22 protein-coding genes and 1 tRNA gene are annotated in these 24,744 nt (G+C 63.8%); 15 read left to right on the top strand and 8 right to left on the bottom strand.

Annotated features, from left to right (window positions below; translation table 11 throughout):
• Positions 1 to 22: 22 nt before the first annotated feature.
• Complete coding sequence (locus tag ACV7JP_RS12120; RefSeq protein ID WP_457795931.1) at positions 23 to 1,966, bottom strand: potassium transporter Kup; 1,944 nt, start codon at positions 1,964 to 1,966, stop codon at positions 23 to 25.
• 275 nt (positions 1,967 to 2,241) lie between these two features.
• Here ACV7JP_RS12120 and ACV7JP_RS12125 point away from each other — a divergent pair, with 275 nt between their 5' ends.
• Positions 2,242 to 3,036 (top strand): dienelactone hydrolase family protein, encoded by a 795-nt coding sequence (locus ACV7JP_RS12125; protein WP_457795932.1) that lies wholly within the window; start codon positions 2,242 to 2,244, stop codon positions 3,034 to 3,036.
• Positions 3,037 to 3,078: 42 nt separating this feature from the next.
• Here the strand turns inward: ACV7JP_RS12125 and ACV7JP_RS12130 are convergent, their stop codons facing one another.
• Entirely contained in the window at positions 3,079 to 3,291 is a 213-nt protein-coding gene (locus ACV7JP_RS12130) for a DUF1674 domain-containing protein (RefSeq protein WP_457795933.1), read from the bottom strand.
• A 149-nt stretch (positions 3,292 to 3,440) separates the two neighbouring features.
• Between ACV7JP_RS12130 and ACV7JP_RS12135 the strand changes: the two genes are divergently transcribed.
• Together ACV7JP_RS12135 and ACV7JP_RS12140 are read left to right on the top strand one after the other, a co-directional pair.
• Entirely contained in the window at positions 3,441 to 4,787 is a 1,347-nt protein-coding gene (locus ACV7JP_RS12135) for an RsmB/NOP family class I SAM-dependent RNA methyltransferase (protein ID WP_457795934.1), read from the top strand.
• A 97-nt stretch (positions 4,788 to 4,884) separates the two neighbouring features.
• The gene (locus ACV7JP_RS12140; RefSeq protein ID WP_457795935.1) at positions 4,885 to 5,358 is read left to right on the top strand and encodes a hypothetical protein; all 474 of its coding nucleotides are present in this window, start codon (positions 4,885 to 4,887) and stop codon (positions 5,356 to 5,358) included.
• A gap of 302 nt (positions 5,359 to 5,660) precedes the next feature.
• Here the strand turns inward: ACV7JP_RS12140 and ACV7JP_RS12145 are convergent, their stop codons facing one another.
• Positions 5,661 to 6,164 (bottom strand): RNA pyrophosphohydrolase, encoded by a 504-nt coding sequence (locus ACV7JP_RS12145; protein ID WP_457795936.1) that lies wholly within the window; start codon positions 6,162 to 6,164, stop codon positions 5,661 to 5,663.
• The gene (locus ACV7JP_RS12150) at positions 6,161 to 7,372 is read right to left on the bottom strand and encodes a divergent polysaccharide deacetylase family protein (protein WP_457795937.1); all 1,212 of its coding nucleotides are present in this window, start codon (positions 7,370 to 7,372) and stop codon (positions 6,161 to 6,163) included. The genes ACV7JP_RS12145 and ACV7JP_RS12150 overlap by 4 nt, the downstream gene beginning before the upstream one ends.
• A 202-nt stretch (positions 7,373 to 7,574) precedes the next feature.
• Here ACV7JP_RS12150 and ACV7JP_RS12155 point away from each other — a divergent pair, with 202 nt between their 5' ends.
• Positions 7,575 to 8,291: a class I SAM-dependent methyltransferase gene (locus ACV7JP_RS12155; RefSeq protein WP_457795938.1), complete on the top strand. Its 717-nt coding sequence runs from the start codon at positions 7,575 to 7,577 to the stop codon at positions 8,289 to 8,291.
• A complete protein-coding gene (locus ACV7JP_RS12160; protein ID WP_457795939.1) occupies positions 8,284 to 9,402 on the top strand; it encodes a hypothetical protein in 1,119 nt (372 codons plus the stop codon). Before ACV7JP_RS12155 ends, ACV7JP_RS12160 begins: the two co-directional genes overlap by 8 nt.
• Before the next feature lie 63 nt (positions 9,403 to 9,465).
• On the opposite strand, the gene ACV7JP_RS12165 is transcribed toward ACV7JP_RS12160, so the two are convergent.
• A complete protein-coding gene (locus ACV7JP_RS12165) occupies positions 9,466 to 10,533 on the bottom strand; it encodes a Ppx/GppA phosphatase family protein (RefSeq protein WP_457795940.1) in 1,068 nt (355 codons plus the stop codon).
• 275 nt (positions 10,534 to 10,808) lie between these two features.
• Here ACV7JP_RS12165 and ACV7JP_RS12170 point away from each other — a divergent pair.
• From ACV7JP_RS12170 to ACV7JP_RS12180, 3 genes are all read left to right on the top strand, one after another.
• Positions 10,809 to 10,882, top strand: a tRNA-Gln gene (locus ACV7JP_RS12170).
• A gap of 913 nt (positions 10,883 to 11,795) precedes the next feature.
• Complete coding sequence (locus ACV7JP_RS12175; RefSeq protein ID WP_457795941.1) at positions 11,796 to 12,050, top strand: hypothetical protein; 255 nt, start codon at positions 11,796 to 11,798, stop codon at positions 12,048 to 12,050.
• A complete protein-coding gene (locus tag ACV7JP_RS12180) occupies positions 12,047 to 12,625 on the top strand; it encodes a hypothetical protein (protein ID WP_457795942.1) in 579 nt (192 codons plus the stop codon). Before ACV7JP_RS12175 ends, ACV7JP_RS12180 begins: the two co-directional genes overlap by 4 nt.
• Positions 12,626 to 12,845: 220 nt before the next feature.
• Here the strand turns inward: ACV7JP_RS12180 and ACV7JP_RS12185 are convergent, their stop codons facing one another.
• Entirely contained in the window at positions 12,846 to 13,046 is a 201-nt protein-coding gene (locus ACV7JP_RS12185; protein ID WP_457795943.1) for a hypothetical protein, read from the bottom strand.
• 654 nt (positions 13,047 to 13,700) lie between these two features.
• Here ACV7JP_RS12185 and ACV7JP_RS12190 point away from each other — a divergent pair.
• A complete protein-coding gene (locus tag ACV7JP_RS12190) occupies positions 13,701 to 14,510 on the top strand; it encodes an outer membrane protein (protein WP_457795944.1) in 810 nt (269 codons plus the stop codon).
• A 368-nt stretch (positions 14,511 to 14,878) separates the two neighbouring features.
• The gene (locus tag ACV7JP_RS12195) at positions 14,879 to 15,742 is read left to right on the top strand and encodes a tRNA nucleotidyltransferase (protein ID WP_457795945.1); all 864 of its coding nucleotides are present in this window, start codon (positions 14,879 to 14,881) and stop codon (positions 15,740 to 15,742) included.
• A 16-nt stretch (positions 15,743 to 15,758) separates the two neighbouring features.
• Here the strand turns inward: ACV7JP_RS12195 and ACV7JP_RS12200 are convergent, their stop codons facing one another.
• Complete coding sequence (locus tag ACV7JP_RS12200; RefSeq protein ID WP_457795946.1) at positions 15,759 to 16,655, bottom strand: substrate-binding domain-containing protein; 897 nt, start codon at positions 16,653 to 16,655, stop codon at positions 15,759 to 15,761.
• A 244-nt stretch (positions 16,656 to 16,899) separates the two neighbouring features.
• Between ACV7JP_RS12200 and modA the strand changes: the two genes are divergently transcribed.
• The gene (gene modA, locus ACV7JP_RS12205; protein WP_457795947.1) at positions 16,900 to 17,700 is read left to right on the top strand and encodes a molybdate ABC transporter substrate-binding protein; all 801 of its coding nucleotides are present in this window, start codon (positions 16,900 to 16,902) and stop codon (positions 17,698 to 17,700) included.
• A 203-nt stretch (positions 17,701 to 17,903) separates the two neighbouring features.
• A complete protein-coding gene (locus ACV7JP_RS12210) occupies positions 17,904 to 20,081 on the top strand; it encodes a hypothetical protein (protein ID WP_457795948.1) in 2,178 nt (725 codons plus the stop codon).
• A gap of 54 nt (positions 20,082 to 20,135) precedes the next feature.
• On the opposite strand, the gene ACV7JP_RS12215 is transcribed toward ACV7JP_RS12210, so the two are convergent.
• Positions 20,136 to 20,708 carry a DUF3280 domain-containing protein gene (locus tag ACV7JP_RS12215; RefSeq protein WP_457795949.1) on the bottom strand — a complete coding sequence of 191 codons (573 nt, stop codon included), beginning with the start codon at positions 20,706 to 20,708 and terminating at the stop codon, positions 20,136 to 20,138.
• A gap of 237 nt (positions 20,709 to 20,945) precedes the next feature.
• On the opposite strand from ACV7JP_RS12215, the gene ACV7JP_RS12220 reads away from it, so the two are divergent.
• From ACV7JP_RS12220 to ACV7JP_RS12230, 3 genes are read left to right on the top strand one after another with little or no spacing between them, the layout of a single operon-like run.
• Positions 20,946 to 21,443, top strand: a complete 498-nt coding sequence (locus ACV7JP_RS12220) for a (2Fe-2S)-binding protein (protein ID WP_457795950.1) — start codon at positions 20,946 to 20,948, stop codon at positions 21,441 to 21,443.
• Positions 21,440 to 22,453: an FAD binding domain-containing protein gene (locus ACV7JP_RS12225; RefSeq protein WP_457795951.1), complete on the top strand. Its 1,014-nt coding sequence runs from the start codon at positions 21,440 to 21,442 to the stop codon at positions 22,451 to 22,453. Before ACV7JP_RS12220 ends, ACV7JP_RS12225 begins: the two co-directional genes overlap by 4 nt.
• Positions 22,454 to 22,464: 11 nt before the next feature.
• Entirely contained in the window at positions 22,465 to 24,687 is a 2,223-nt protein-coding gene (locus ACV7JP_RS12230; RefSeq protein ID WP_457795952.1) for a xanthine dehydrogenase family protein molybdopterin-binding subunit, read from the top strand.
• The last annotated feature ends 57 nt before the right edge of the window (positions 24,688 to 24,744 follow it).

A 24,744-nucleotide genomic window follows, 5' to 3' on the forward strand; every position in this document is an offset into this window, starting at 1 on the left:
AGCCGTCTCCGAAAACGCCGTATCAGATGGTCACCTGCGCGCCGAGTTCGACAACCCGGTCGGAAGGAATCGAGAAGAAGTCGGTGGCGTTCGCCGCTTGCTTGGTTAACGCGACATAGAGCTTGTCCTGCCACGCCGGCATTTCGGAGGCCGGGCTTTCCTTGATGGTGCGGCGGCCAAGGAAGAAGCTCGTTGTCATGATGTCATATTTGAAACCAGCCTTGCGCATGGCGGCGAGCGCGGCGGGCACGCGCGGGCTTTCCATGAAGCCGTAATGCAGGATCGCGCTCGAGAAGTCGTCGGACAGCCTCTCGATCTCGAAGCGCTTCTCCGGCGCGACGCGCGGCCGATTTTCCGTGCGCACGCAGATGATCAGCACGCGTTCGTGCAGCACCTTGTTGTGCTTGAGATTGTGCATGAGCGCGGTGGGCGCGACCTTGGGGTCGCTCGTCAGGAAGATCGCCGTGCCGGGAACGCGCGTCGGCTTCGATTTCTGCATCATGGCGATGAGCTCCATGACCGGAATCGAATCGCGATGCGTCTTCTCGGCCAGGAGGCGCGTGCCGCGCACCCAGGTCCACATCACGATCATCACGCAGGCGCCGAGCGCCAGCGGCGCCCAGCCGCCCTCGACGATCTTGAGCATGTTCGCCGCCAGGAAGGTGAATTCCACGATGAGGAAGGAGGCCGCGAAAAGGATGGCGAGCCAGAGCGGCCAGCCCCATTTGCGCCAGGCGACGATGAAGAGCAGCGAGGTCGAGAGAACCATCGTGCCGGTCACGGCGATGCCATAGGCGGAGGCGAGCGCCGACGAGCTCTTGAAGGCGACGACGAGGAGGAGCACGCCGATGAGCAGCAGCCGGTTGATGCGGCCGATATAGATCTGCCCTTCGAGCGTCGCCGAGGTATGGGTGATTTCGAGGCGCGGCAGCAGGCCGAGCTGGATCGCCTGGCGGGCGAGCGAGAAGGCTCCGGTGATGACGGCCTGCGCCGCGATGGTCGTGGCGAGCGTCGAGAGAATGACGAGCGGCAGCAGCAGCCAGTCGGGCGCCATCAGAAAGAAGGGATTGCCCACCGCTTCCGGCTGCGACAGGACAAGCGCGCCCTGACCGAGATAGTTCAGAAGCAGCGCCGGCAGGACGAAGCCGATCCAGGCGAGCTGGATGGGGAAGCGGCCGAAATGGCCCATATCGGCGTAAAGCGCCTCGACGCCCGTCACCGCGAGAAAGACCGAGCCGAGCACGGTGAAGCCGAGCCAGCCATTATCCAGCAGAAACATGACGCCGCGCCGCGGATCGAAGGCCTGCAGCACCTGCGGCGCGTCGGGGATATGCGCCGCGCCGAGCACGCCGAGCGTGAGGAAGAAAGCGATCATGATCGGGCCGAAGAAGGCCGCGACGCGCGCCGTGCCGTGGCTCTGCACCCAGAACAGCGTCACGAGGATGAAGATCGTGATCGGCATCACATATTCGCTGAAGCGATGCGTGACGAGCTCCAGGCCCTCAATGGCCGAAAGCACCGAGATCGCCGGCGTGATGATCGCCTCGCCCGCAAAGAGCGCCGCGCCGCCGACGCCGAGCAGAAAGGCGATCCTCGTCTGACGGCCGAGCGCCGTCTGCGCCAGCGCCATCAGCGAGAGAATGCCGCCTTCGCCGCGGTTGTCGGCGCGCATCACGAAGAAAATATATTTGATCGTGACCGTGAAAATCAGCGCGAAGATCAGAAGCGAGATCGAGCCGATGACGCCTTCCTCGGACAGCCGGTCGGCCTGCACCTGATGCGCGAGCGATTCGCGCAGCGCATAAAGCGGACTCGTGCCGATGTCGCCATAGACGACGCCGATGCAGCCGACGACGAGGGCGGCGAGCCCGCCCTTGCCATGCCCGTGCTCCTGCCCATGATGCGCGGACCCCTGTTCCCGGGGCGGCGCGGAGGTTTGCGGCTCCGCGCCCGTTTGCTGCGTCATGAAGCATTCCTTTTGGAAAGACAGCCTGGCGCGCAAGGCGGCGCGCGACGGGCGGGGGGCGCTGGCTCGACCACGACCTTCGGGGCAAACACGAACTCGGCCCTCTCCTGCGCGAAAGGTCTCCCTCCCGCAAACGGCGCCGCGATATACGCCCTTTTGTTGCTGATGAGAAGGCCAAGTTTTGCGCCCCGAAAGGCGGCGCCGACGCTTGCGGCGCCGCCTCGCCGCGCGCAACCTGCAAAGGCGCGCATTTGCTCGCGGAAGAGGATGGCTCGATGACGCAGGACAGGAATGACAAAGGTTTCGCCGGCGCGGCCGGATCGGTGGCGATCCATGTGATCCGAACCGATGCGGAGGGTTTGGAGACCGGGCTCGTCGCGCTGCCGAGCGGCGCGCCCGCCTATTATGCAAGGCCGGAGCATGGCGGGAATCTGCCGGTCGTTCTGGTGGCGCAGGAAATCTTCGGGCTGCATGAGCATATTCGCGACGTCGTGCGGCGCCTGGCGAAGCTCGGGCTTTTCGCCGTCGCGCCGGATTATCTCATTCGTTATGGCGATCCGATGGCCGCCCCCGACATTGACGCGATCCGCGCCATCGTCGCCAGGGCGCCGGATGTCGAGACCATGGGCGTCTTCGACGAGGCGCTGGCTTTCGTCGAGGGCAGGGGCGGCGACGTCACGCATGCGGCGATCGTCGGCTTTTGCTGGGGCGGGCGCATCGCCTGGCTCTACGCGGCGCATAATCCGCGCCTCGCCGCCTGCGTCCCCTGGTATGGCCGCCTCGACGGCCCCCGCACGCGGGAGCAGCCGCGCTGGCCGATCGACGTGGCCTTCGAAATCAAGGTTCAGACGCTCGGACTCTATGGCGGAGACGATCCGAGCATTCCCTATGATCTCATCCTGACGATGAAGGACAAGCTCGCCGCCGCCGGCGCCCCCGCCGATATCATCATCTACGACAAGGCGCCGCACGGTTTTTTCGCGGATTACCGGCCGAGCTATCGCGAGAAGGAGGCCCATGACGCCTGGGGGCGGATGGTCGCCTTTCTACGCGCGCAGGGCGTCGGCTAGATGCGGCGCTCTCTCGCGCGATCCTCTCGGGGGCGGCGCGCGCTAAAAATCGCTCGCCAGCCCTTTCACTTCCCAGTCTCCGTAGCGCGTGGGATCGAGCCCGCCCCGGCCGCCGCGCTCCTCGGGCTGGGCCTCGGCCGCGGCCGCCATTTTGCGCGCCTCGGCCTCGGCTAAGGCGCGCATCGCCGCGGGAGATAAATTGCGCTTTGATTCAGCGGGCTTGACTTCTTCCGCCGCTTCCTTGGCCTTGGACATGGCTGTTTCCGGAGCTTTCCTCGCCGCCGCGCATCCCCTTGTGCTATGATTCGCGTCATGCGGGGACATGTGGAGACGGCCGTTTGAGCGATAGTAGATCATTTCCCGGGCGGTCGAAACCGGCGCGGCAATCCGCAAGGCAGGGCTTCGTGCCCGCGGAGGCGGCGCGCGAGGCGGAGGCCGCCAGGATCCCGGGCCTTCCCGCGCGCCTCGCCGCCGCCGCCATCATCGGCGACGTGGTGCAAGGCGGCCATCGTCTCGATGAATGTTTTTCTCCGCAAGCCGTGCCGAACCGGCTCACCGGCCTCGATCCGCGCGACGTGGCGCTGACGCGGTCCATCGCCACCGTGGCGCTGCGCCGGCTCGGCCTCATCCGCCACGCTTTGGGCGAGCTTCTCGAAAAGGGCCTGCCGCGCCAGGCCGGCCGGCTCGAATACACGCTCGCCGCCGCCGCCGCGCAATTGCTTTTTCTCGACGCGGCGGATCACGCGGCGATCGACCTCGCCGTGCGCGCCGCCAAGCTCGAACCCAAGACCGGCGCCTATTCCGGCATGGTCAACGGCGTGCTGCGCAACCTTGCGCGGCGGCGCGACGAATTCCTGGAGATCGCCGCAAGCGGCGAATATGACGCGCCGCCCTGGCTCGCCCAGCGCTGGCGCAAGGCCTATGGCGACGAGGCCGCGCGCGCCATTGTCGCCATGCATATGCGGGAGCCGCCGCTCGACGTTTCGGTGAAGTCCGATGCGCGGGACTGGGCGGAAAAGCTTGACGGCCTTGTCCTGCCGACGGAATCGGTGCGCGTCAGGTCGCGCGCGCCGGTGACGGAGTTGCCGGGATATAAGGACGGCGAATGGTGGGTGCAGGACGCCGCCGCGGCGCTGCCCGCGCGACTCCTCGCGACGAAGCCCGATGAGCGCGTGCTCGACATGTGCGCGGCGCCGGGCGGCAAGACCGCGCAGCTCGCGCTCACGCGCGCCCATGTCGTGGCGCTCGATCGCTCCGCCGAGCGCCTGAAGCTTCTCGCCGCAAATCTCTCTCGCCTCGATTTGCGCGCCGACGTCGCGGTGGGCGACGCCACCGGCTATCAGGCGCAGCCCTTCGACGCCATTCTCATCGACGCGCCATGCTCCGCGACGGGCACGGCGCGCCGCCACCCCGACGTGCCCTGGACCAAGAAGCCCGGCGACATCGAAACGCTCGCCGCGCTGCAGGCCAGGATGCTCGCCCGCGCCGCGCTGCTGACGAAAGCGGGCGGGCGCATCGTCTACTGCACCTGCTCGCTGGAGCCGGAAGAAGGCGAGCAGCAGATCGCCGCCTTCCTGCGCCGCAACCCCGATTTCCGCCGCGAGCCGGTGACGGCGGCGGAGGGCGTTCCGGCGGAGTTCGTCAACCGCGACGGCGATCTGCGCACGCTGCCCTGTTTCTGGCCGAATGAGGATGCGCGGCTTGCGGGGATAGACGGGTTTTTCGCGGCGAGATTGGTCAGGGGGGCGTAGCGAAAGGCGCAACGGGGCTCCATGCGGGCAAGGCCCCGCGCGATTTGCGATATTCGGTTATTTCTTTCGGTTTTGAATTCTGTCGGGAGCGACGCAGATGTCCACGCCTGCTCGAACGCTCGGGAAGAAGCTGCACGGGGAGCTGTCTCGATTGCTCGCCAACGGCGATTGTCCGCTCGACGCTCCGCTCGATGCGCGAATGTTCCAGGACGCCTTGGCGTATTGGGAGCGGGAGCCTGTTTTTCTGGACCGGAATGGATGCGTCGCCGCCAAGAGGGATTGTCCCGCCGTAAGGGCCCATTGCGTCGGCCGCTGCCACCTGGATTACTGGATCGAACATCAGGAAATGGCTGGCGAGGCGATGCGGAGCGTCGCGATGCGATTCGATGACGCCGACCGGGCCGAGCTCTATTTTCAGATCGGCAGGCTGCACGACATCGACTATCTGCGCTACCCTCATGACGCCGCCCGGCCGTCCGACGCCCGTCACCCGGCGCCGCTGGTCGGCTATCTTGCGAGTCGGTCGTTTTCCATTCCCGGCTGCATCGCGATCCTGGAACATGCTCCCTAACGGGTTCCTGCCCGAGCGCGGCGCTTTCGAGAAATGGCTTTCCCGCCTTGAACGATTGAAGCCTTGCGCGGCCCGCATCGACGCCCAGTTGACCGCCGCCGTCTCACGGGGGCCTCCCCGGGCCCGCGTCTATTTAAATGCGCTGATCGCGAAATGGCGGGCAACTTTGTGCGCGAAGTGATCCGGTTTCCGCCTGATCGCTCGCGACGTCATTGCAAGGAGCGAAGCGACGAAGCAATCCAGGGGCAGCGATATGGCTCTGGATCGCCTTGTCGCTTCGCTCCTCGCAACAAAGGCGCGCGCTACGCGGCGAACGGCGCAAACGCCGCCGCCACATCCAGATAAACCTGTCGCTTGAACGGCACGATCAGGTCGGGAAGCTTCGAAAGCTTTTCCCAGCGCCAATCGTCGAATTCCGGCTTGTGCCTGCCGCCGGCCGGCGCGTGGATGTCGATCTCGCTGTCCTTGCCGAGAAAACGCAGAGCGAACCAGCGTTGCGTCTGGCCGACATATTTCCCGCTCCAGCGTTTCTTGGCCTCGGGCGGCAGGTCGTAGGAGAGCCAGAGCGGCGCCTCGGCGAGGAATTCCACGCTCTTGACGTTCGTTTCCTCGTAAAGCTCGCGCAGCGCGGCCTCGAAAGGCGTCTCGCCTTCGTCTATGCCGCCTTGCGGCATCTGCCACAGATGCGGGTCCGAGACGAGGTCGAAATCGCCTTTCGATTTGCGGCGGCCGACAAAGACGAGGCCCTGCGCATTGATGAGCGCGACGCCGACGCAGGGGCGGTAGCGGCTGTCGGGCATGATCATCGGCCGCGCCCCGCATCCGCCGCGGTCGAGCCGCGCGGCGCCAGCGCCGAGGAGACCGGCGCAAGCGCGAAGCCGCGCCGCTCCAGATCGCGCGCGAAACGCGCGATGCGCGCGATTGTCGCGGGCGTGGCGTTGGCGAAGCCGATGGCCACTCCCTTATCGCGCGCGAGCGTCTCGAGCTGCGCCAGCGCCGCGTCGATGGATTGCGGCGTATTGCGCTGGTCGATGATCACGTCGACCTTGCCGTGCGGCAGGGAAAGCTTCGGCGCCAGCTTGCCGGCGAGCGACTGCGGCGAGGCGCCGTCGTCGAGGAAAAAGAGCCCGCGCTGCGCGATCTCGCCCAAGGCGCCATACATTCCCGACTCATCCGCCATGAAGCGCCCGCCGAGATAATTCATCACGCCGGAATAACCCGTGAAGCGGCTCATCAGCCATTGCAGATCGTCGACGCCGCCGTCCTGAGCGCCGGTGACGAGCGTATGCGGGCCTGGATTGTTCTGTGGATAGTCGAAGGGCTCCATCGGCGCCTGCAGCAGCGCCTCATGCCCGCGAGCCCGCGCTTGCGCGACGAGCCGGTCGAGATCCGCTCCATAGGGCGCGAAGGCGAGCGTCACGCCTTCGGGGAGCTGGTCGACGGCGTCGAGCGAGGATTGCGGATTGAGCCCCACGCCGCCGACGACGAGCGCGATGCGCGGCGCGCCGGGCTTGATCGTCGGCCCGGTGACGAAGGGGCGGGAATAGACGTCCATCGGCCGCGCGCCGTCGGCGCCGATCCTCGGCAGCAGGCCGTAGCGGCCCTTCTCGACCACGCGGCGGTCGGGCGCCGGCGCGAGCTTCACGCCCGAGGGCGGGTCGATGCGGATGATGCGGGCGGCGGAGCCCTCCCCGCCGCGGCGCGTCACCTTCACGCCGGAGAGCTGCTCGATCTCGCTGACGCCGATATCGGCGCCGGGGAGGCCTTGATCCGCCGCGGCGAGCGTCTGCTGCTGGGGCGGCGGAACGGGGGCGGGCTCCGGGGGCCTCGCCGGCTCAATCGTCGCGACGGCGTAGGGTTCGCCGCCGAAAGGATCGCGCGGCGCCAAATAAAGCGCGGCCGCCCCCGCCGCGGCGAGCGCACCGGCGGCAAGGATGAACGGCCGGCGGAAAGCTTGTCTTGCGGCGGGCCTCGGCGTCTCGCTTCCGAGGGGTTCGTTCAATTCGTCGGTCATCGGGGCGCGGGCGCTGGGGGTCGGGGCGTCAAAAGCTTGACGAATCACGTATGGGCATTGTGACGGTTGCAGCGGCGCCAGTCGAGCGGAAAGCCGCCGATGGACATATTTGAATTAGGGAGGGTTTACGTGAGATAGAAATACGGACTATCTTCGTCGGATTGAGCCGTATACCTGTTTTAAGATCGGAAACATCCGCGCAATGAATCGGAAGCCGGTGGCAATACCCAAAAAGATACAGAATAATTTCTCTCATTCCACATGCGTCGGGGACGACAAACCCTTGGCGGCAATAGAGTATTGGGAAGACTACTACTCGAAGCGCCCTGCGAATGCGGAACCGAGCCAATTTGCGCGGTTCATCGCGTCTCGTTTTCCGGATCGCAAAAACATCGTGGATGTCGGCTGCGGCAATGGCCGAGATTCATTTTTTTTCGCCTCGTCAGGATTCGAGGTGCTCGGCGTCGACGCTTCCGCGACAGCAATCCGAATATGTGAAAACAGGAGACATATGTCTGCTGGCAAATGCAGCTTTCATATGCTCGACGTCGGTCGGGAAAATCTCAGAGACATACTTGTCTCGCGTCAATTTGACCCCGCCCAAACCCTGATCTACGCGCGCTTTTTTCTGCACGCCATTTCGGAACGATCAGAGCATGCGTTTCTCGCCTCGGTTGCGCCCGTCATTGGAAGCGGCGCTCGATTGTGCGTGGAATTCAGGACGGCGGAAGATGCAAGTCTTTTCAAGGTAGAGAAGGCTCATTACCGTCGATTTATCGATCCTCAGCTTTTCCTGGCTAAGTGCGAGGATTTCCGCATGCAGTCGGAATTCTTCTGCGTTGGGAAAGGGCTTGCTCCTTATGGAGCGGAAGACCCTGAGATTGCGCGAATGGTCCTCAAGGGCGAATATCATGTTTAACCCGGTGCGACGGAAATTCAACCGAGAGAACTTTATTGTTGTCAATGAGGCCCTGAAAGCGGTTGCGCCTTTTCCGTTCTTTGGAACGCTGCTTGGATTAACGCGCGACGGAGATATTATCAGGAATGACGATGACGTCGACTTCTACGTCAATGTTCGGTTTAGAGAAGCCGTCATTGAATTAGTAAGAGGCGCCGGTTTTGATGTTCAGATGGGCGCTTTTCCTAATGAGACGAAATTCTTTTTGCAAGCGACTCGTGTGATTGATGGCGTAAATACATATGTGGATTTTTATCTTTACGAAAATTTTGAAGACTTGCCGTGGATCATCGACCGTTGGAATTTCGGGGCCCGTCCCTCCGATGAGGGTCTACATATTTTTGTAGAAAAGGAGTTGCTTTTTCCGCTCGTCAAGAAAAAATTCTTTGGAATCGATGTATTTTTTCCGATAAACCCGGAAGGATGTTGTGAATTTATCTATGGAAGCAATTGGAAGGCTAAATTATCGAAACATAAGGGCGATTATAAAGTAATCATACATGATCACAAGCCTGTTGTGGCCCGGAAAGGCGACATAATATTTTCATTGCTGAGTCAAAAGCAGTCGAATGAAGCTGAGATTGCGGAGCTGCGCGCGAAACTGAATTCATGCGCGACCGAGCGGGAGGCTTTGGCGGCGCAAGTCGATGAGATCGCAATCGAACGGCAGCGCCTCCTCGACGAATGCAGCCAGTTAACGGCGGAGCGCGACAGCTATTCCGGACAGCTGCAGGACGCGATCAATCAACGGGATGTCGCGCTTGCACAATTGTCGGACCGCTCTGGCGGGCTGTCACAACTGGGCGCGCAATACGCCGTTGAGCGCGAGGAGCGCCAGCGGCTTGCCGCGCAATGTGAGCAACTCGCATCGGAGCGGGACCAGTTGGCGTCGAGGTGCGAACGACTAGCGGGTGAAAGCCTCGATCGCCTCAAGGCCCTCCCCGATGGGCTTGGCCGACCCGATCTCGATGGCGCCGCCAGCGCCCCCCAAGCTGACGAGCTCCCCCCGGGATCCGGCCATGCAGGAGAAGAAGCCGAGGCGGCGGTTGCAAAGCGCGAATCGGATTCGTAGCGCCGCAAGCACGCCGTCCGCCTCGCAGGCGAACTGCGCGGGGCTCGAGTCGAACGTCGCGCCTTATGCGCCGTTGAAGACCCCGTCCGCCTCCATCAGCTCCAGCAGCATGCCCTCGCGCAGGCCGCGGTCCGCGATTCGGGTGCGGGCGGCGGGGAAGGTCTCGCGGATCGCCTCGAAAATGGCGCAGCCCGCCAGGACGAGGTCGGCGCGCTGCGGTCCGATGCAGCCATTGGCGACGCGCGCCTCGAAATCCATGCCGCGCAGCCGCTCGATCGCCTTTGTGGCCTCGGCGTCCGTCATCCATAGCCCGTCGACCCGCCAGCGGTCGTAGCGCTCAAGTCCAAGATGCACGCCCGCAAGAGTCGTGACGGTGCCGGAAGTGCCGAGGAGGTGGAATCGCGAGCAGCGGCGGATTTCCGCCGTCTCCTTCACGAAGCCCTCGAGCGCGTCGAGAGCGTGTTGCTTCATCGCGGCGAAGGTCTTGGCGTCCACCACGCGGCCGCCGAAATGCTCGGCGAGGGTAACGACTCCGAGCTCCAGCGAGGTCCAGCTATGGAGCTCGCGGGCGTCCGCCGCGCGCGTGAGCCAGACGAGCTCGGTGGAGCCGCCGCCAATGTCGAAGAGCAGCACGCTCGCCGCCTGCGGATCGGCGAGCGATCCGCAACCGCGCGCGGCGAAGCGGGCCTCGGTCTCGCGGTCGATGACCTCCAGCTCCAGGCCGGTGCGTTCGCGGACGCGGCCGACGAACTCCTCGCCATTGGCGGCGCCGCGGCATGCCTGGGTGGCGACGAGTCGGGCGCGGGTGACGCCGCGCGCCTCCATCTTGTCGCGGCAGATTTCCAGCGCCGCGATGGTGCGCTCGATCGCGGCCTCGCTGATGCGGCCGGCGCGGCCGAGCCCTTCGCCGAGCCGCACGATTCGTGAGAAGGCGTCGACGATGCGCAGGAAATCCGAATTGCGCCGGCGGGCGCGCCGCTCCGGCCGGGCGATGAGCAGGCGGCAATTATTCGTGCCGAGGTCGAGCGCGGCGTAAGTGTGCCCGTTTCCATAGGAGGCGTGTCCGGCCGAGCCCGCCGCTCCCGCCGCTATGGCGGCCCGAGCGCCCGCTGCGCGCCCGGCCGCCGTCATTGTCTCCAGACCTGGCCCCGAATGTGGGGGCCGATCGGTCCCTGCCAAGTTCGTGCTCCCGCGATATCCGCCGCGTTTTCGCCGCTCGCGCGATCCCATTCGCGTTAAACGTCTTACATGCAGGATTGCGGACGCGCCCGCAAGTGGCGCGCGAACGGCCGCGAGCGGGGCCTTGCGCGCAGCGGAAGGATTCGATGCGCGGCGAGGCGGTTGACAGCGCGCTCCGCTCTCTCTAGATCACGTCCCGCCGCCGCGGCGACGCGCCGCCGGCCCGTTGGGGGATAGTTCAACGGTAGAACAGCGGACTCTGACTCCGTTAATCTTGGTTCGAATCCAGGTCCCCCAGCCACGTGATTTTCTTGATATTTTTGCCGTTATCGGGGCTCACGCCGACCTTGTTTCATGGGCATCGGCCTGCAATCGTTGATCTCCAACGATTCCCAAACAGCCTCGGCGACTCCATGACATGAGTGCAACATGGCGCCGCGTCACCAGTCCAGGCTTGGCGCGTTATAGCGCAAACCGTTGGCGAACATCTCGGCCTGGGCGCTCTGGCTTGCGCTCAGGCCGCAATTACTTCGGGCGGCGCGATCAGTTCCTCAATCCGCCCACAGGGCCTAGCCTCCCTAATAAACGCCTTGGCGAATAGATCGCTGTCTTGGCGCGGCGCGGCCGAATCGACGCTCAAATCGCTGGGACCGACGCAGTTCGTGACGCTCGGCGAGATGCTCCCGACGCAATCGGCGATACTCGGCGCGATGTTGACGCCTCAACTCGCGATTTGTAAGGGGGCGGCCAATCGAAGCTTGGGCGACCAGCCCGTCAGCATTGGAAATTTCGACTGCGATCGGAGACGCAAACGTAGGAGCTGCCGCCACGATTGGCTCATAGCCAAAGAGCAATGACGCGCTGATCACCATTCCGGCGAGTTTAGACTTAACCATACGCAATCCTCCCTCTCGCAGACTCGCCCCGGCATGGTGTTAGCCCGGCACGGTGTTATAGAGCCGCGAATTGCCCGGGCCAGACGCAGCGGGATTGCCGGTAACGCATCAAGGTGAGATCGCGGCGCAGTCGTAGCGGGCGTTCACCGCCGCCTCTCAGGAAAGACGCTGCTCGGCGCTGCGGCTCATGCGCTGGATGGCCGCATGCTTACCGCAAATGCATCTGTTGCTATGACGAAAAAAGCCCGGCAAAGGCCGGGCCAAGGTTCGGGAGGAATGTTGTCGACGCCAGCATAATGCGTGCGGGCGCCATTGCATATGCGGCAGCTTGCCATGCGCGCGGATGTCGCAGGCTTCATTGGCGCGGCGCCGCTTTGCGACGCTATGCGCTACCCGCCCTATCAGGCCGGCGCCGATGGAGGCATGAAGGTCACGCGGTTTCTGTTCGAAAACTCAAAGCTTGTCCGCACGGTTGAGCGTGAGAGCGAATCCTGGTTCGCCGCGAAGGATGTCTGCGATGCGCGGGGGCGGGCGAAGGCCGCGCTTAGGAAGCTCGACGAAGACGAGAAATGACCCTCGCTTTAACCGAGGGTCATTCTGGGGGGCGGGGCGGCCTGCGCCTGACAATCGAGCCAAACGAGGCGAGCGCGGCGAAAAATGAGCGCGCGCCCTCATGCGGAAGCGAACTGAGCGTTCCCCTGATCTTGGGTGTGATCCATATGGACAATAGGCAGCACCTGGAGAGCGCCATGGAACAACAAATTACGCTCGCTCTGAGCCGAACCGACGCTGAAATTCTTCTCAGAAGCCTGAAGCGCCGCAGTGAGAGGCTCTGCGACATCAGGCAAGAGCTCTGCGGTCCCGAACCTTCCGACGAACTCGAGCGGGAAGAGGCGGCTTTTTTTGAAGAGGAAAACGCCGTCGTCGAACGCGCGATCGAGGCGTTACGAAACGTCTTAGAGCCTCTGCCGAACAACAGCGGAGAATGGAGCGGGCAGGAGCTTGAGGAGCTTAAGCGGCTTGCGGCTGACCGGATGCCGGCCGGCGAAATTAGCGAAAAGCTGGGCCGAACGGAGAGTTCGGTCAAATATAAGGCCGGGGACCGCAACATCTCTCTCAAGCAGATGCCGAAGAGCCCCGCAAGCTGAAGCGATGGCCCAATGAGGGCGTCGGGGGGCGTCACTCGGCGGCCGTCCTCTCGCTCTATGCGCGCGCAAGCTACGATCGGCAAGGCTGATCTTGAGGCTTGGCCATGCGAGCGCCTCTCGCTCGCTATTTCTTCAAACCGATGCGCATGACCGCCGCGCGCGCCGGCTTCAAGCTGCGTCGCCGCCGAGCGCGCGCTCCTGGAAGCCTGGCCGAGCGCCTTTAGGCGTAGCTGCGCTGCGTTTCCTCGAATTCGGACAGTTCGGCCAGGAAGGCCGCGTTTTCGGGAGTCAGGCTATCGGGAAGCTCTGAGCGCCAAACAGCCGAAATGTAATTCTCGACCGTGATCGGCGCTCCGTCTTTGATCAACTGCTGAAGGATTTTGTCTTGCTCGAAGTAGCGCCAGGCTGGATTGGTAGGCATTGTCGGCCCTTTCCACGAGAAAAGCGGACCGCTGCAGCCGGCTACGCTGATTATGACAAAGACCCGGGGCTTGTTTTATGCAGGCCGTCGCGCTTGGCGTATCTCTGTCTTTTTATACCGATAACAGATGTTAGCGTATTGATCTATTGTGGGATTTGCTTAGCCGGAGCTGGCGAGGGGGCGTCGGGCAGCTATGCTGCTTCGCAGGGCGTCGCCTCAGATCGGTCGCCTTTGGCTCGTCACTCACGGCCGCTCTCCAACGTCGAGAAGGCTCCGGCGCCCGCTGGGTTCGAGCGCGCGACGACGCGCGGGAGAAGCGCTGACTTCGTAGAAGCGGAGAGCGTAAGGCCTGTTTCTTTACCTTCTGCGTTCCCACCCGCTCACGGTGAGACCTTGGCATTGTACTATGCTCAAGGTTATGCCGAACATATTGTTTAGCTTATGATTTAAAATGCCAAGACACAGTCAATATTGTTATGTTTTAGTCGTGCTATATGTACAACACGATTAGTATTTGTGATCAGTTTGTCTTTCGTTATGTTGCGTTCCTCCATCGACTCGGGACAGATGTGTCTGCTTGTGGGCTGCTTCGACGCATGTCTGCCCACAAGACTGAAGCGGGTATCGGAACAACTTGACCATAAGGATTTGGACATGAGGACATCTCTTTCCTCGATCGCCCTGGCGGCGGCTCTCGCCGCCGGCTCGGCGCAGGCCGCGGATCTTCCCTCGCGCAAGGAGCCGCCGCCTGTCGCTCCCCCGCCGCCGGTGCTGACCTGGAACGGCTTCTATGTGGGTCTCAATCTCGGCGGCGGCTGGCAGGACCGTTCGTCCTCCAATGTCTGGAACAACGCCTTGCTCTGGGCGAATCCGGCCCTCTTCCCGGGCGGCGCGTTTCCGGTCTGGGGTTGGGGCGGAAACAATGGCGGCGGCGGGTCGGGCGGCGTCGTGGGCGGCGGCCAAATCGGCTATAATTTCCAGTTCTCGCCCTGGCTCGTGATCGGCGCCGAGACCGACTTCCAAGGGACCAGCATTGGCGGCGGCGGCGGCGGAAACTGGTGGGGCGGGGGCGTCGATCTCGCGCGCATCAACTGGTTCGGCACCGTTCGCGGACGTCTCGGCGTCACCTTCCCGGGCTGGTCGAGCGTGCTGCTCTACGGAACCGGCGGCTTCGCCTATGGCGAGGTTCAGCGGAACTTCTGGTGGAACCAGAACAGCGCGGTTCAAACGGGCTGGACCGCTGGCGGCGGCGCCGAGTGGATGTTCATGCCCAACTGGTCGGCCAAAGTGGAATATCTCTACACGGACATCAGCGGCGCCAACCAGAACTTGTGGTGGAATCCGGGCTTTGGTCTCAACAACGTCAACAATCACACCCGCTTCCATACGGTGCGCGCGGGCGTGAACTGGCACTTCAACTTGTTTGGCGGCGGCTCCACCGCGCCGGTGCTTGCGCGCTACTGATCAGGGTTCCGAACCGCAACGAAAAGCCCGGCCTTTCGCCGGGCTTTTCACATTGTCAGTCTCAGGGTTGACCGCGACCGCGCGCTCATCCGATTGGCCCCGGCCGTAGCCACTCTTTCGTCTGGGCGCTTTGTTCCAGCGCGCCCCACGAGATCCCGGCGGCGAGTCCGGTCAGGACGATGAGAACGATGCGCGCGCTGCGCAGAAGCCCAAAGGAACTCATAGCAGAGGCTCCCAAGCTTAAAACCATCCCCGCATGTGACATGGGCAGGGCCAGAACCGGCGGCAAGAGCGGGACGCGCGGCCTCCCGCCGCGGCAAGCGCTTTGCTAGCAGGCTGGATCGCTCAGGCAATATCCGGCTCGCGCAATGGCTCTCGACTCCCCGCCGCCCGACTTCGGGCAAACCCATCCCGGCCTCGGCCTCCTGCGCATGGCCGCGCTTCTCGCGGAGGCGCCGGACCAGGACGGAGACGCCGACGCCTTGGCGCTCATGTCCCGGCAAGTTGCGGCCGGCGCGCTCGCCGACGCCGCGCCCCGGCGGATATGGGCGGAACTCGCTCGCGGCCTGACGGGCGGCGCGCCGTCCAGAATGATCGCGACGCTGCGGGCGTGCGGCGCGCTCTTCGCGGTTCTGCCCGAGGTCGATTTGCTTTTCGGCGTGCCGCAGATCGCCGAGGGGCAGAACGACGTCGATCTCGGCGCGCATCTCATAAAGGCGCTCGACGAGGCGGCCGCAAGCGGCGCGCCGCTCGCCGTCCGTTTCGCGCTTCTCGTGATGAATGTCGGCAAGTCGGACTCGCCGCGCGAACATCTGCCGGCGCATTACCGACATATCGAGCGCGGGGGACCGCGCGTCGAAGCGATCGCGGCGCGATTCGGCGTCTTGGAGGAATGTCGCGACCTGGCCCTGTTGGCGCTCGCGGAATGCGAGCGGGTCCATCGCGTATCGAAAATGCGCGCCGGTCCCGTCGGGGCGATGCTCGAACGGCTCGGCGCCTTCGACGCGCCGGCGCGCTTTCGTTCATTGATGATGGTGTGCGCCTGCGATTTCCGCGCGCATGAAGGACGCTCGGGGCAAGTCTATCCAAAGGCCGCTATGCTGGAGACTGCCCTTGCGGCATGCGCCGGCGTCGATGCAAAAGCCGATTTGGAGGCGACTCGGCAGGCGCGCGCGGAGGCGATCGCCCGGGCCTTTCGCTCCGAACGCTGGTCGGACGAATTGGCCGGGTAGGGGAGGGAGCCATATCTCACGGCCCGTTGAAATGTACGGCGCCGAGATTTTCGCAATCATAGCCGCCCAGCGTCTCCGCGCGGGCGCGGAAGGCGGCGCCGGCGCAAAATCTGATGAAGGTTTGGAAGGGCGGATCGAAATAGGCCTTTCGCCAGACGAGGAGGTCGAAGCGCTCCACGATGAGCGGCGCGAAGGCGAGCCCGCATTGCCGGGCGACCGCCTCGATCCCCAGCCCGACATCGGCGCGGCCGTTGGCGATCGCCATTGCGAGATCCGTTTCGGTCCGCTCGATCGAATCGACGATGTGGAGATCGGATTTCCGCAGCCCCGCCTGCGAGAGCAGCGCGGCGAGCACCAGCTCGCTTCCCGCCTCGGGCTGGCGGGATTGAAACCTAAGCTGTCCGATATCCGCGAGATCCTTGATCGTGGTGGAGGATGACGGCCGGCACATGAGGCCGCGCCTGCGCTTGGCCCATTCGATCAGCACGACCGGCTCCTGTCCGAAATCGCGCCGCACCGCCTCGACGTTCCATTCCGTGGCGTTCCCGGAGGGGATGTGAAGTCCGGCGGCGAGGCAGGCCCGCGCCTCGAACCGCGCCAGCCCGTCGAGCGCGCCGTCGAGCAAGGCCGCGACGCCGGAACGCGATTCCCGCAACGCCCATTCCAGAAGCGGGTCGTGCCCCCCCGCCATGACGAGCGGCGTCGGTCCCATCTCCGCCGGCGCCGCCTTCGCCGCCTGCTGCAGCGCGCCGCCGCTCGCGGCGATCCATTCCTCGATTTCCTTCCTGGGAAAGAGCAGCTTGCCCGTCACGCGCCGCACCGGAAGCGCCTTGCCGGAGACCAGGTCGTAGACCTTGCGCTCCTTCACCCGCAGCAAGGCCGCCAGTTCCTTGGTCGTGAAATATTCGGACATCCGCCCGCCCTTCTGTTCCGGAGTTCCGTAATTTTTGCATGTAATCACACATTCTGGAAGGCGGCTCCGCCGAAAATAGAGGAAAAGGTAGGCGACACGGCAAGGCGCCGCCCTGATTCCGCGTCATATGCGTGAATTTTACGCATGACTCGAACAATGTCGTAAATTATGCATATACGTGCAAGCTGAGGCATGCCGCTTCAGCCGGCGGCTCGCGTCGCCGCCCTGATCGAGGAAAACCGCCATGTTCAGATTTTTCGGCGTCGCCCTGGCCCTGGCGCTCGCCCTCGCGCCGCCGCCGCTCCGCGCCGAGGCGCCGGCCGCCCCGCCCGCCGCGACGGCGTCGGACCAGACCGTCACCGTCTTTGCGGCGGCCAGCCTCAAAAACGCGCTCGATGCGGCGGCGGCGGCCTTCAAGGCGAAGACGGGGATCGAAACGAAGATCAGCTATGCCGGCTCCATGGCGCTCGCCAAGCAGATCGAGGCCGGCGCGCCGGCGGACGTCTTCTTCTCCGCCGACCAGGCGTCGATGGACTATCTCGCCGCGAAAAGCCTCATCAAGGCCGAGACGCGCTCGGATCTGCTCGGCAATTCTCTCGTCGTCGTCGCGCCTCAATCGTCGAAGACCGGCAAGCTCGCTTTCACCAAGGAGGCCTTCGCGGCGGCTATCGGCTCGGGCAAGGTCGCGACGGGCGATCCGGCTTCCGTGCCGGTCGGCAAATACGCCAAAGCCGCGCTGGAAAAGCTCGATCTCTGGGCGACGATCGAGCCCCATTTCGCCTTCACGGACAATGTGCGCGCCGCGTTGATGTTCGTCGCGCGCGAGGAGGCGCCGCTCGGCGTCGTCTATCTGACCGACGCGAAATCCGAGCCCAAGGTGAAGACCGTCGCGACCTTCCCCGCCAACGCGCATCCGCCAATCGTCTATCCGATCGCCCTGACCACGACGGCCACGGGAGAGAAGCCGGAGAAGTTTCTCGCCTTCCTGAAGAGCAAGGCCGCCAAGCCTATTTTCGTCGAGCAGGGATTCACGATCGTCAAGTAGCTTCGCTATCGGCGCAAGGTAAACCCGATTCGATCGGAGCCGGCAACGTTGTCGGCTCCGGCGAACCCCGCGCCAGGGACATGGCGATCCGCCGCATTTGCCGTTCCGGATCGCGAATAATTCGGCGTTTCGAAGCCATGCAATTTTAAGCCGCCTTGTGCGAGACGCGTTATAGAGAAGCGACGAATTTTAGGGGGTTGTTGATGTTTGACGGGCTCCGCGCGACGAGCGCCGCCTTTATGGTCTTTATTGCGATGATCGGTTCGGCTTCTGTGGCCAGGGCTCAGACGGCGGTCTCCGTCGGCGTGAACGCCGGCGCGAGTCTGGCGACGATTCGGGCGCCCGCCTGGGGGCTGAACACGGCCGTGTGGGACGCCAATCTGCTCGACGCCGCCATACCGGGCCTGCTGTCGCGCGCGGGCGTCGCGGCGCTGCGCTATCCGGGCGGATCGACCTCGGACGTCTACAACTGGCAAACCAATTCCATCGTTCCCGGCCAGGGCAGCTATGCGAATCCGAACAATAATTTCGACGCCTTCATGAGCCTCGCGAGATCGATTGGCGCGGCGCCCATCGTCACGGTGAATTACGGCTCCAATGCAAGCGGAAATGGCGGCGGCGACCCCAATTTGGCCGCGTCCTGGGTGCGCTACGCCAATGTCGCCAAGGGCTACGGCGTCAAATATTGGGAGATCGGCAACGAGGTCTATGGCAACGGCCAATATGGCGCTGCTTGGGAGACGGATCTGCACGCGCAGAAGGATCCCGCGACCTATGGCAGGAACGTCGCGCAATTCGCGAGCGCGATGAAGGCCGTCGATCCGACGATCAAGATCGGCGCGGTGTTGACCGCGCCGGGCCAATGGCCGGACGGCGTCGCGCCGGACTGGAACGCCAATGTGCTGGCGCAATGCGGCTCCGTGATCGATTTCGTGGTCGTGCATTGGTATCCGCAGGAGCCGTGGACCGAATCCGACGCCGGCCTGCTCGCTTCGCCGCAGAATGCGTCGTCCGGAATCGCCTTCATGGCGTCGCGGCTGAAGGCGCTGATCAACCAATATGGCGGCGCGAACGCGTCGAAGATCGAGATCATGGTCACCGAGACGAATTCGGTGTCCTACAATCCCGGCAAGCAGACGCTCAGCATCGTCAATGCGATGTTCATCGCCGACAACATGCTCTCATGGGTGGAGAATGGCGCGACCAGCGTCGACGTCTGGGGCCTGCATAACGGCGCCGTCTGGGGGAATGCGTCGTCCAGCCTTTTCGGCTCGTACAACTACGGCGACTACGGCGTCCTGTCGAACGGGCTGTCGGGCGAGCCAGCCGCCAACACGCCCTTCCCGGCCTATTACGGCATGCAGATGGCGTCGCTTCTCGGGAAAGCGGGCGACACGCTGGTCGCCACCTCGTCGAGCAACAGCCTGTTGACGACTCATGCGGCGCGGCAGGCGAATGGCGGCCTTGCGGTCCTCCTGATCAACAAGGACCGCAACAACGCCATGAACGTCAATGTGTCGCTCTCGGGATTCACGCCCGCCGGAACGGCGACTGTCCATTCCTACACGCCTTCGAGCAACGCCATCGCCTCGAACAATGTCAGCGGCCAGGGAACCAATTTTTCGATCGCCGCGCCGCCCTATTCAATGACCGTGGTGGCGCTTGCGGGAACGTCGACCCCGCCCTCCGCGAGCTTCAATCTGTCCGCCAGCCCGACGAGCCTTTCGGTGACTCAGGGCGCCGCGGGCGCGGCGACGATTTCCGTGACGCCGTCGGGGGGATTCAGCGGCAATGTGGCCTTCTCCGCGACCGGCCTGCCCGCGGGCGTGACGGCGACGTTCAACCCGCCGTCTTCGCCGTCATTGACGACGGTGACGCTCGCCGCCGGCGCCGCCGCATCCGTCGGAGCGAGCGCCTTCACCATCACCGGGACGAGCGGCGCTCTGAGCGCGTCGACGGCCCTCGCTCTCACGGTCAATGCAAGCGCGCCGCCTGGCGGCGGCGGGGGCGGCGGAACCGGGCCGGCGACTTTCACCGGCCGGCGCAACGCCAGCGGCCCGTGGTATTATGAAGACGATCTCGTCCTCTCCGCCGCCGCGCAAATCACGGCGCTCACCGTGACGATCGCCGCGCCGGCCGTCAACGTGACCTATAACGGCGCCTACAACACGTTCGGCGGCCATATCGTTCAGAGCTATGTATCCGGGGCGAGCTTCGTCTATTCCTTCAAGCTCGCGCCAGGCCAGACCATCAATCCCGGCTCCGGAACCTTTGCGGCGCAGATGAACGGCAACGGCGTGCAGCACGACGTTGCGAGCGACTCCTGGACCGCGACCTATGTCGCCGGCGGCGTCACCTATACGCAGTCCGGAAGGTTCTAGCCTCGTCGAGCGGCGATCGGGCGGAATCGCCCGATCGCCGGAACGCGATCGATTTCATGGATCGCGCGCCTGACCCTTACGGCGGCGCAGCTCCGGTTCGACGAGCTCGTATTTGACCAGGAATTTCAGCGCCCGGCTCCAAGATTCATCCGTTTCGCCGCGAAGATCCGTTTGCGAGACATGGAGAAGCTGTCCCGTTCGCGCGTCGCGGATTCGCAATTCGAGATATTGCTCCATCACGCTGATCTTCCGGAAAAACCCGACGAAGGACATGTCCGCGCCGAGCTCGCGCGCCGCATCCGCGTCGCAGCCATTGCATTTGCGGAGCCAGCGTTCGGCGGCCATGACGCTACTCGACCGGCTCACATCGACGATTTCGAAGAGTCCGGATTGTGAAAGCAGATCGCGGGTCAGCTTCGTCATGCGCTGAAGACGCGCGGTTTCGTCCGCGCTCTCTCCGGCGAGCGGGCCGCCGGCGCTGAAGTCGTCCAGCTCGAGATCGAAGACGGCGAGCTTTATCGGTCGCCGGCCCTCGCCCGACATGGACGGCGAAGGCGACGATAAAGCGAACAAAGCGACGATTGCGAATATCCAGATTGAATTGCGGCGCGAGCAGGGGCGTTTCATTTCGTTTCTTCCGTTCTGGCCGGCGGGGCCGAGCGGAAGCAATTTGAAGCCGCGCCCGGCCGCCGCGCTATGGGGCGGCTCCCGATCCAGGCCGGGCAAATCTCCCGCGCGCGATCATCAATCTTCCAGGCTTTCATTGCGCGGCGGGCTGACCGAATTAGTTAGTGCGACGACACGGCGCCTCCGCGTCAACAAGACCGCCGCTTTTCCTCCCGCGTCCAAGCAAGGCCCAAGTCCATGAACGCTTCGGAGCAGGAATACGCCACTGTCGCGCTTCGCCTTGCGATCAATGGCGATCCCTACGAAATAAGCATCCAGCCGTGGACGACGTTGCTCGATCTGTTGCGAAACAGGCTTGGTCTCACGGGGACGAAGAAGGGTTGCGACCATGGCCAGTGCGGGGCATGCACGGTGCTGCTCGACGGGCGGCCGATCAATTCGTGCCTGACCCTCGCGCTCATGTGCGAGAGCCGGAGAGTTCTCACCATCGAAGGCCTCGGCGTCGCCGGAGAACTGCACCGGTTGCAGCAGGCCTTTATCGACCATGACGCCTTTCAGTGCGGCTATTGCACCTCAGGACAGATTTGCTCAGCCGTCGGCCTCTTGAATGAAGGCCGCGCCAGGACGCGCGAGGAGATTCGCGAATTCATGAGCGGCAATCTCTGCCGCTGCGGCGCCTACACCAATATTGTGGACGCGATGATGGAGGTTATCGAGAGCAGGGGGCTTCCATGAATCCCTTCAGCTTCGTGAGGCCCCGAGACGTCGCCGAAGCGGTCCGAGAGGGATCGGCCGTCGGCGCCAAATATATCGCCGGCGGGACCAATCTCGTCGATCTCATGAAGGTCGGCGCCGAGACGCCTGCGAGGCTTGTGGATATTACTCGTCTGCCGCTCGATCTCATAGAGGAGCTCGATGACGGCGGGATGCGCATCGGGGCTCTCCTTCGCAATTCCGACGCGGCGAAAGATGCGCGCATTTGCGAAAGCTATCCTTTGCTTTCAAGCGCTCTGCTCGCGGGAGCCAGCCAACAGCTTCGTAACGCCGCGACCATTGGCGGGAATCTCATGCAACGGACGCGTTGCTATTATTTCTACGATGGAGCGACTTCCTGCAACAAGCGCGAGCCCGGAAGCGGCTGCGGCGCGATCGGCGGCGTTAACCGAATTCATGCGATCCTCGGCGCGAGCGACAAATGCATCGCAACGCATCCTTCCGACATGTGCGTCGCGCTGGCCGCTCTGAACGCGCGCGTGCGCTTGACCGGCCCAAATGGCGACCGCATCGTCGCAATTAGCGATTTCCACCGATTGCCGGGTGAAAATCCCGAACGCGACACGCATATCGCGGCCGGCGAGTTGATCACCGCTGTCGAGCTTCCGGCGGAGTGCTTCACCCGGCACTACAGCTATCTCAAGCTGAGGGATCGGCTATCCTACGCTTTCGCTCTCGTGTCCGTAGCCGCCGCGTTGCGGATTGAGAACGACGCGATCACAGACGCCCGGGTCGCGCTTGGAGGCGTCGCCCACAAGCCTTGGCGAGATCGCGACGCCGAAAAATCTCTCCTGGGCGCGGCGCCGACCGAAGCGGCTTTCGTCGCCGCGGCGAATACGATCCTGCGGGACGCCCGGGGACAGGGCGGCAACGACTTCAAGATCCGCTTAGCCAAACTCGCTATTGTCCGAAGTTTGAAGCAGGCCGCGAACGGGATCCATCAATCGCAGACCGATAAACGAATTGCGTGAGGAAGAACGCCATGTCGCAAATCGGAGCGCCGGTCAGCCGAATCGACGGCAAGCTCAAGGTCTCCGGTCAGGCCCGCTATGCCGGCGACCATGTTTTCGACGGCCTTCTCCATGGCGTTATCGTATCGAGCGGCGTTGCGAAAGGACGCATTCTGTCAATCGATTCCTCCGCCGCGCGAGGCGTCGGCGGCGTCGTCGAGATCGTCACGCACGAAAATCGGCCGAGCATGTCCGCCGGGAACGACGCCTATGGCGACGGAGCGGACTCGCCCGGTTCGCCCTTCCGCCCGCTTTATGACGACAGGATCATGTTCAGCGGACAACCGGTAGCGCTGGTTGTGGCGGAGTCGTTCGAGGCCGCGCGTTTCGCCGCGACCCTGGTGAAGATGGAATACGAAACAGAACCGCACAACACCGACTTCCGCAGGGCCTTGGCCGAGCGTTTCGTCCCCGATGCGAAACGCGAGATCGTTGTCGAACCGAGCAGCCGCGGCGATGCGCGAGCCGCTTTCGCCGGCGCGCCATATAAGGTCCAGGGCGATTACCGCCTTGCGACCGAGCACCACAATCCCATGGAGCCATTCGCGTCCACGGTCGTCTGGGAGGGCGATGGCGGGATCGTTATCCACGACAAGACCCAGGGACCGCAGAACGTCCAGAGCTATATTGCGAGCGTGTTCGAAATTCCCGCAGAGAAAGTGCGCGTTCTGAACCCGTTCGTGGGCGGCGCGTTCGGCGCTGGCCTCAGACCGCAATATCAGGTCGTCCTTGCCGCGCTCGCCGTTATGATGCTCAAGCGCACCGTGCGCGTGACGATGACGCGCCAGCAAATGTTTACTTTCGTTCACCGGCCTCAATGCGAACAGAACATATCGCTCGCCGCGCAGGCCGACGGCAGGCTCGCCGCAATTCTCATGCGTGCGGCCAACGCCACGTCTCGCTTTGAGAACTATATGGAAAACATCGTCAATTGGGGCGCAATCGCATATGCCTGCGAGAATGTCGAGCTCGACGCCGCCATCGCGCCGATGGACACGGCGACGCCCGGCGATATGCGGGCGCCCGGCGCCGCGACGGGCATGAATCTTTTCGAGATCGCCATGGACGAATTGGCCTATGTCGCAAGCATCGATCCTCTCGAATTGCGCATGATCAACTATTCGGACAAGAACGCGATGACCGGCGCGCCGTATACGAGCAAGGCGCTGATGGCCGCCTATAAGGAGGGCGCGGCGCAATTCGGCTGGGCGAGACGCAATCATCAACCCCGCTCGATGCGGGATGGCAAGGAGCTGGTCGGCTGGGGCGTCGCGACCGGGATCTGGGAAGCTCTGATGGTAAAGGCTTCCGCAAGCGCAAAGCTCGACGTCGATGGGCGTTTGGAGGTGGCTTCCGCCACCTCCGACATTGGAACCGGCACTTATACGATTTTAGCGCAGATCGCGGCCGATGCGCTTGGTCTTCCGATCGAGGCGGTCACCGTCAGGCTCGGCGACTCGCGCTTGCCCCAGGCGCCGCTGGAGGGCGGCTCCTTCACCGCCGCATCTGTCGGCGCGGCGGTCCACTTCGCATGCCGGTCGCTTGGCGGGAAGCTCCTGCTCGCCGCCGAGAGGATGGACGGCAAGCCGCTCGGAGAGGCGACATTCGACGATATCGAATTCGTCGAGGGTTCGATCCGCGTCAAGCGGAATCCGTCCCGCGCCCTGTCGATCCGCAGCATCCTCGCGGCGTCTGGATCGGGCTCTATCGAAGCGCGCGGGGAGACGGACGCCCATGACGAACATACAGGCGAGAAGGCGCGGAACACGCATAGCGCCGTGTTCGCCGAGGTCAAAGTTGACGAGGAGCTCGGCCTCGTTCGAGTCACGCGCATCGTTTGCGCGGTGGCGGCTGGACGCATCATCAATCCGAAGACGGCGAGAAGTCAGATCGTCGGCGGGGTCGTCATGGGATTGGGCATGGCGCTGCACGAAGAAAGCGTTCTTGATGACCGCATTGGACGGTTCATGAATCACGATTTCGCCGGCTATCATGTCCCGACGCATGCCGATATTTTCGATATTGAGACGATTTTCGTCGACGAGCCGGACCCGGAGGTCAGTCCCCTCGGCGTGAAGGGCGTTGGGGAAATCGGAGTGGTCGGGACGGCCGCCGCGATTGCGAACGCGATCTTTCACGCGACGGGGAAGCGCATCCGCGAACTGCCGATCACGATCGACAAGTTGTTGGCCTGAAAAATCGCGAGGCGAGCATACGCGACTCTGAAAGAGAACTGCTGCATTCGCAGCGCG

Source organism: Methylocystis sp. S23, from assembly GCF_054106005.1.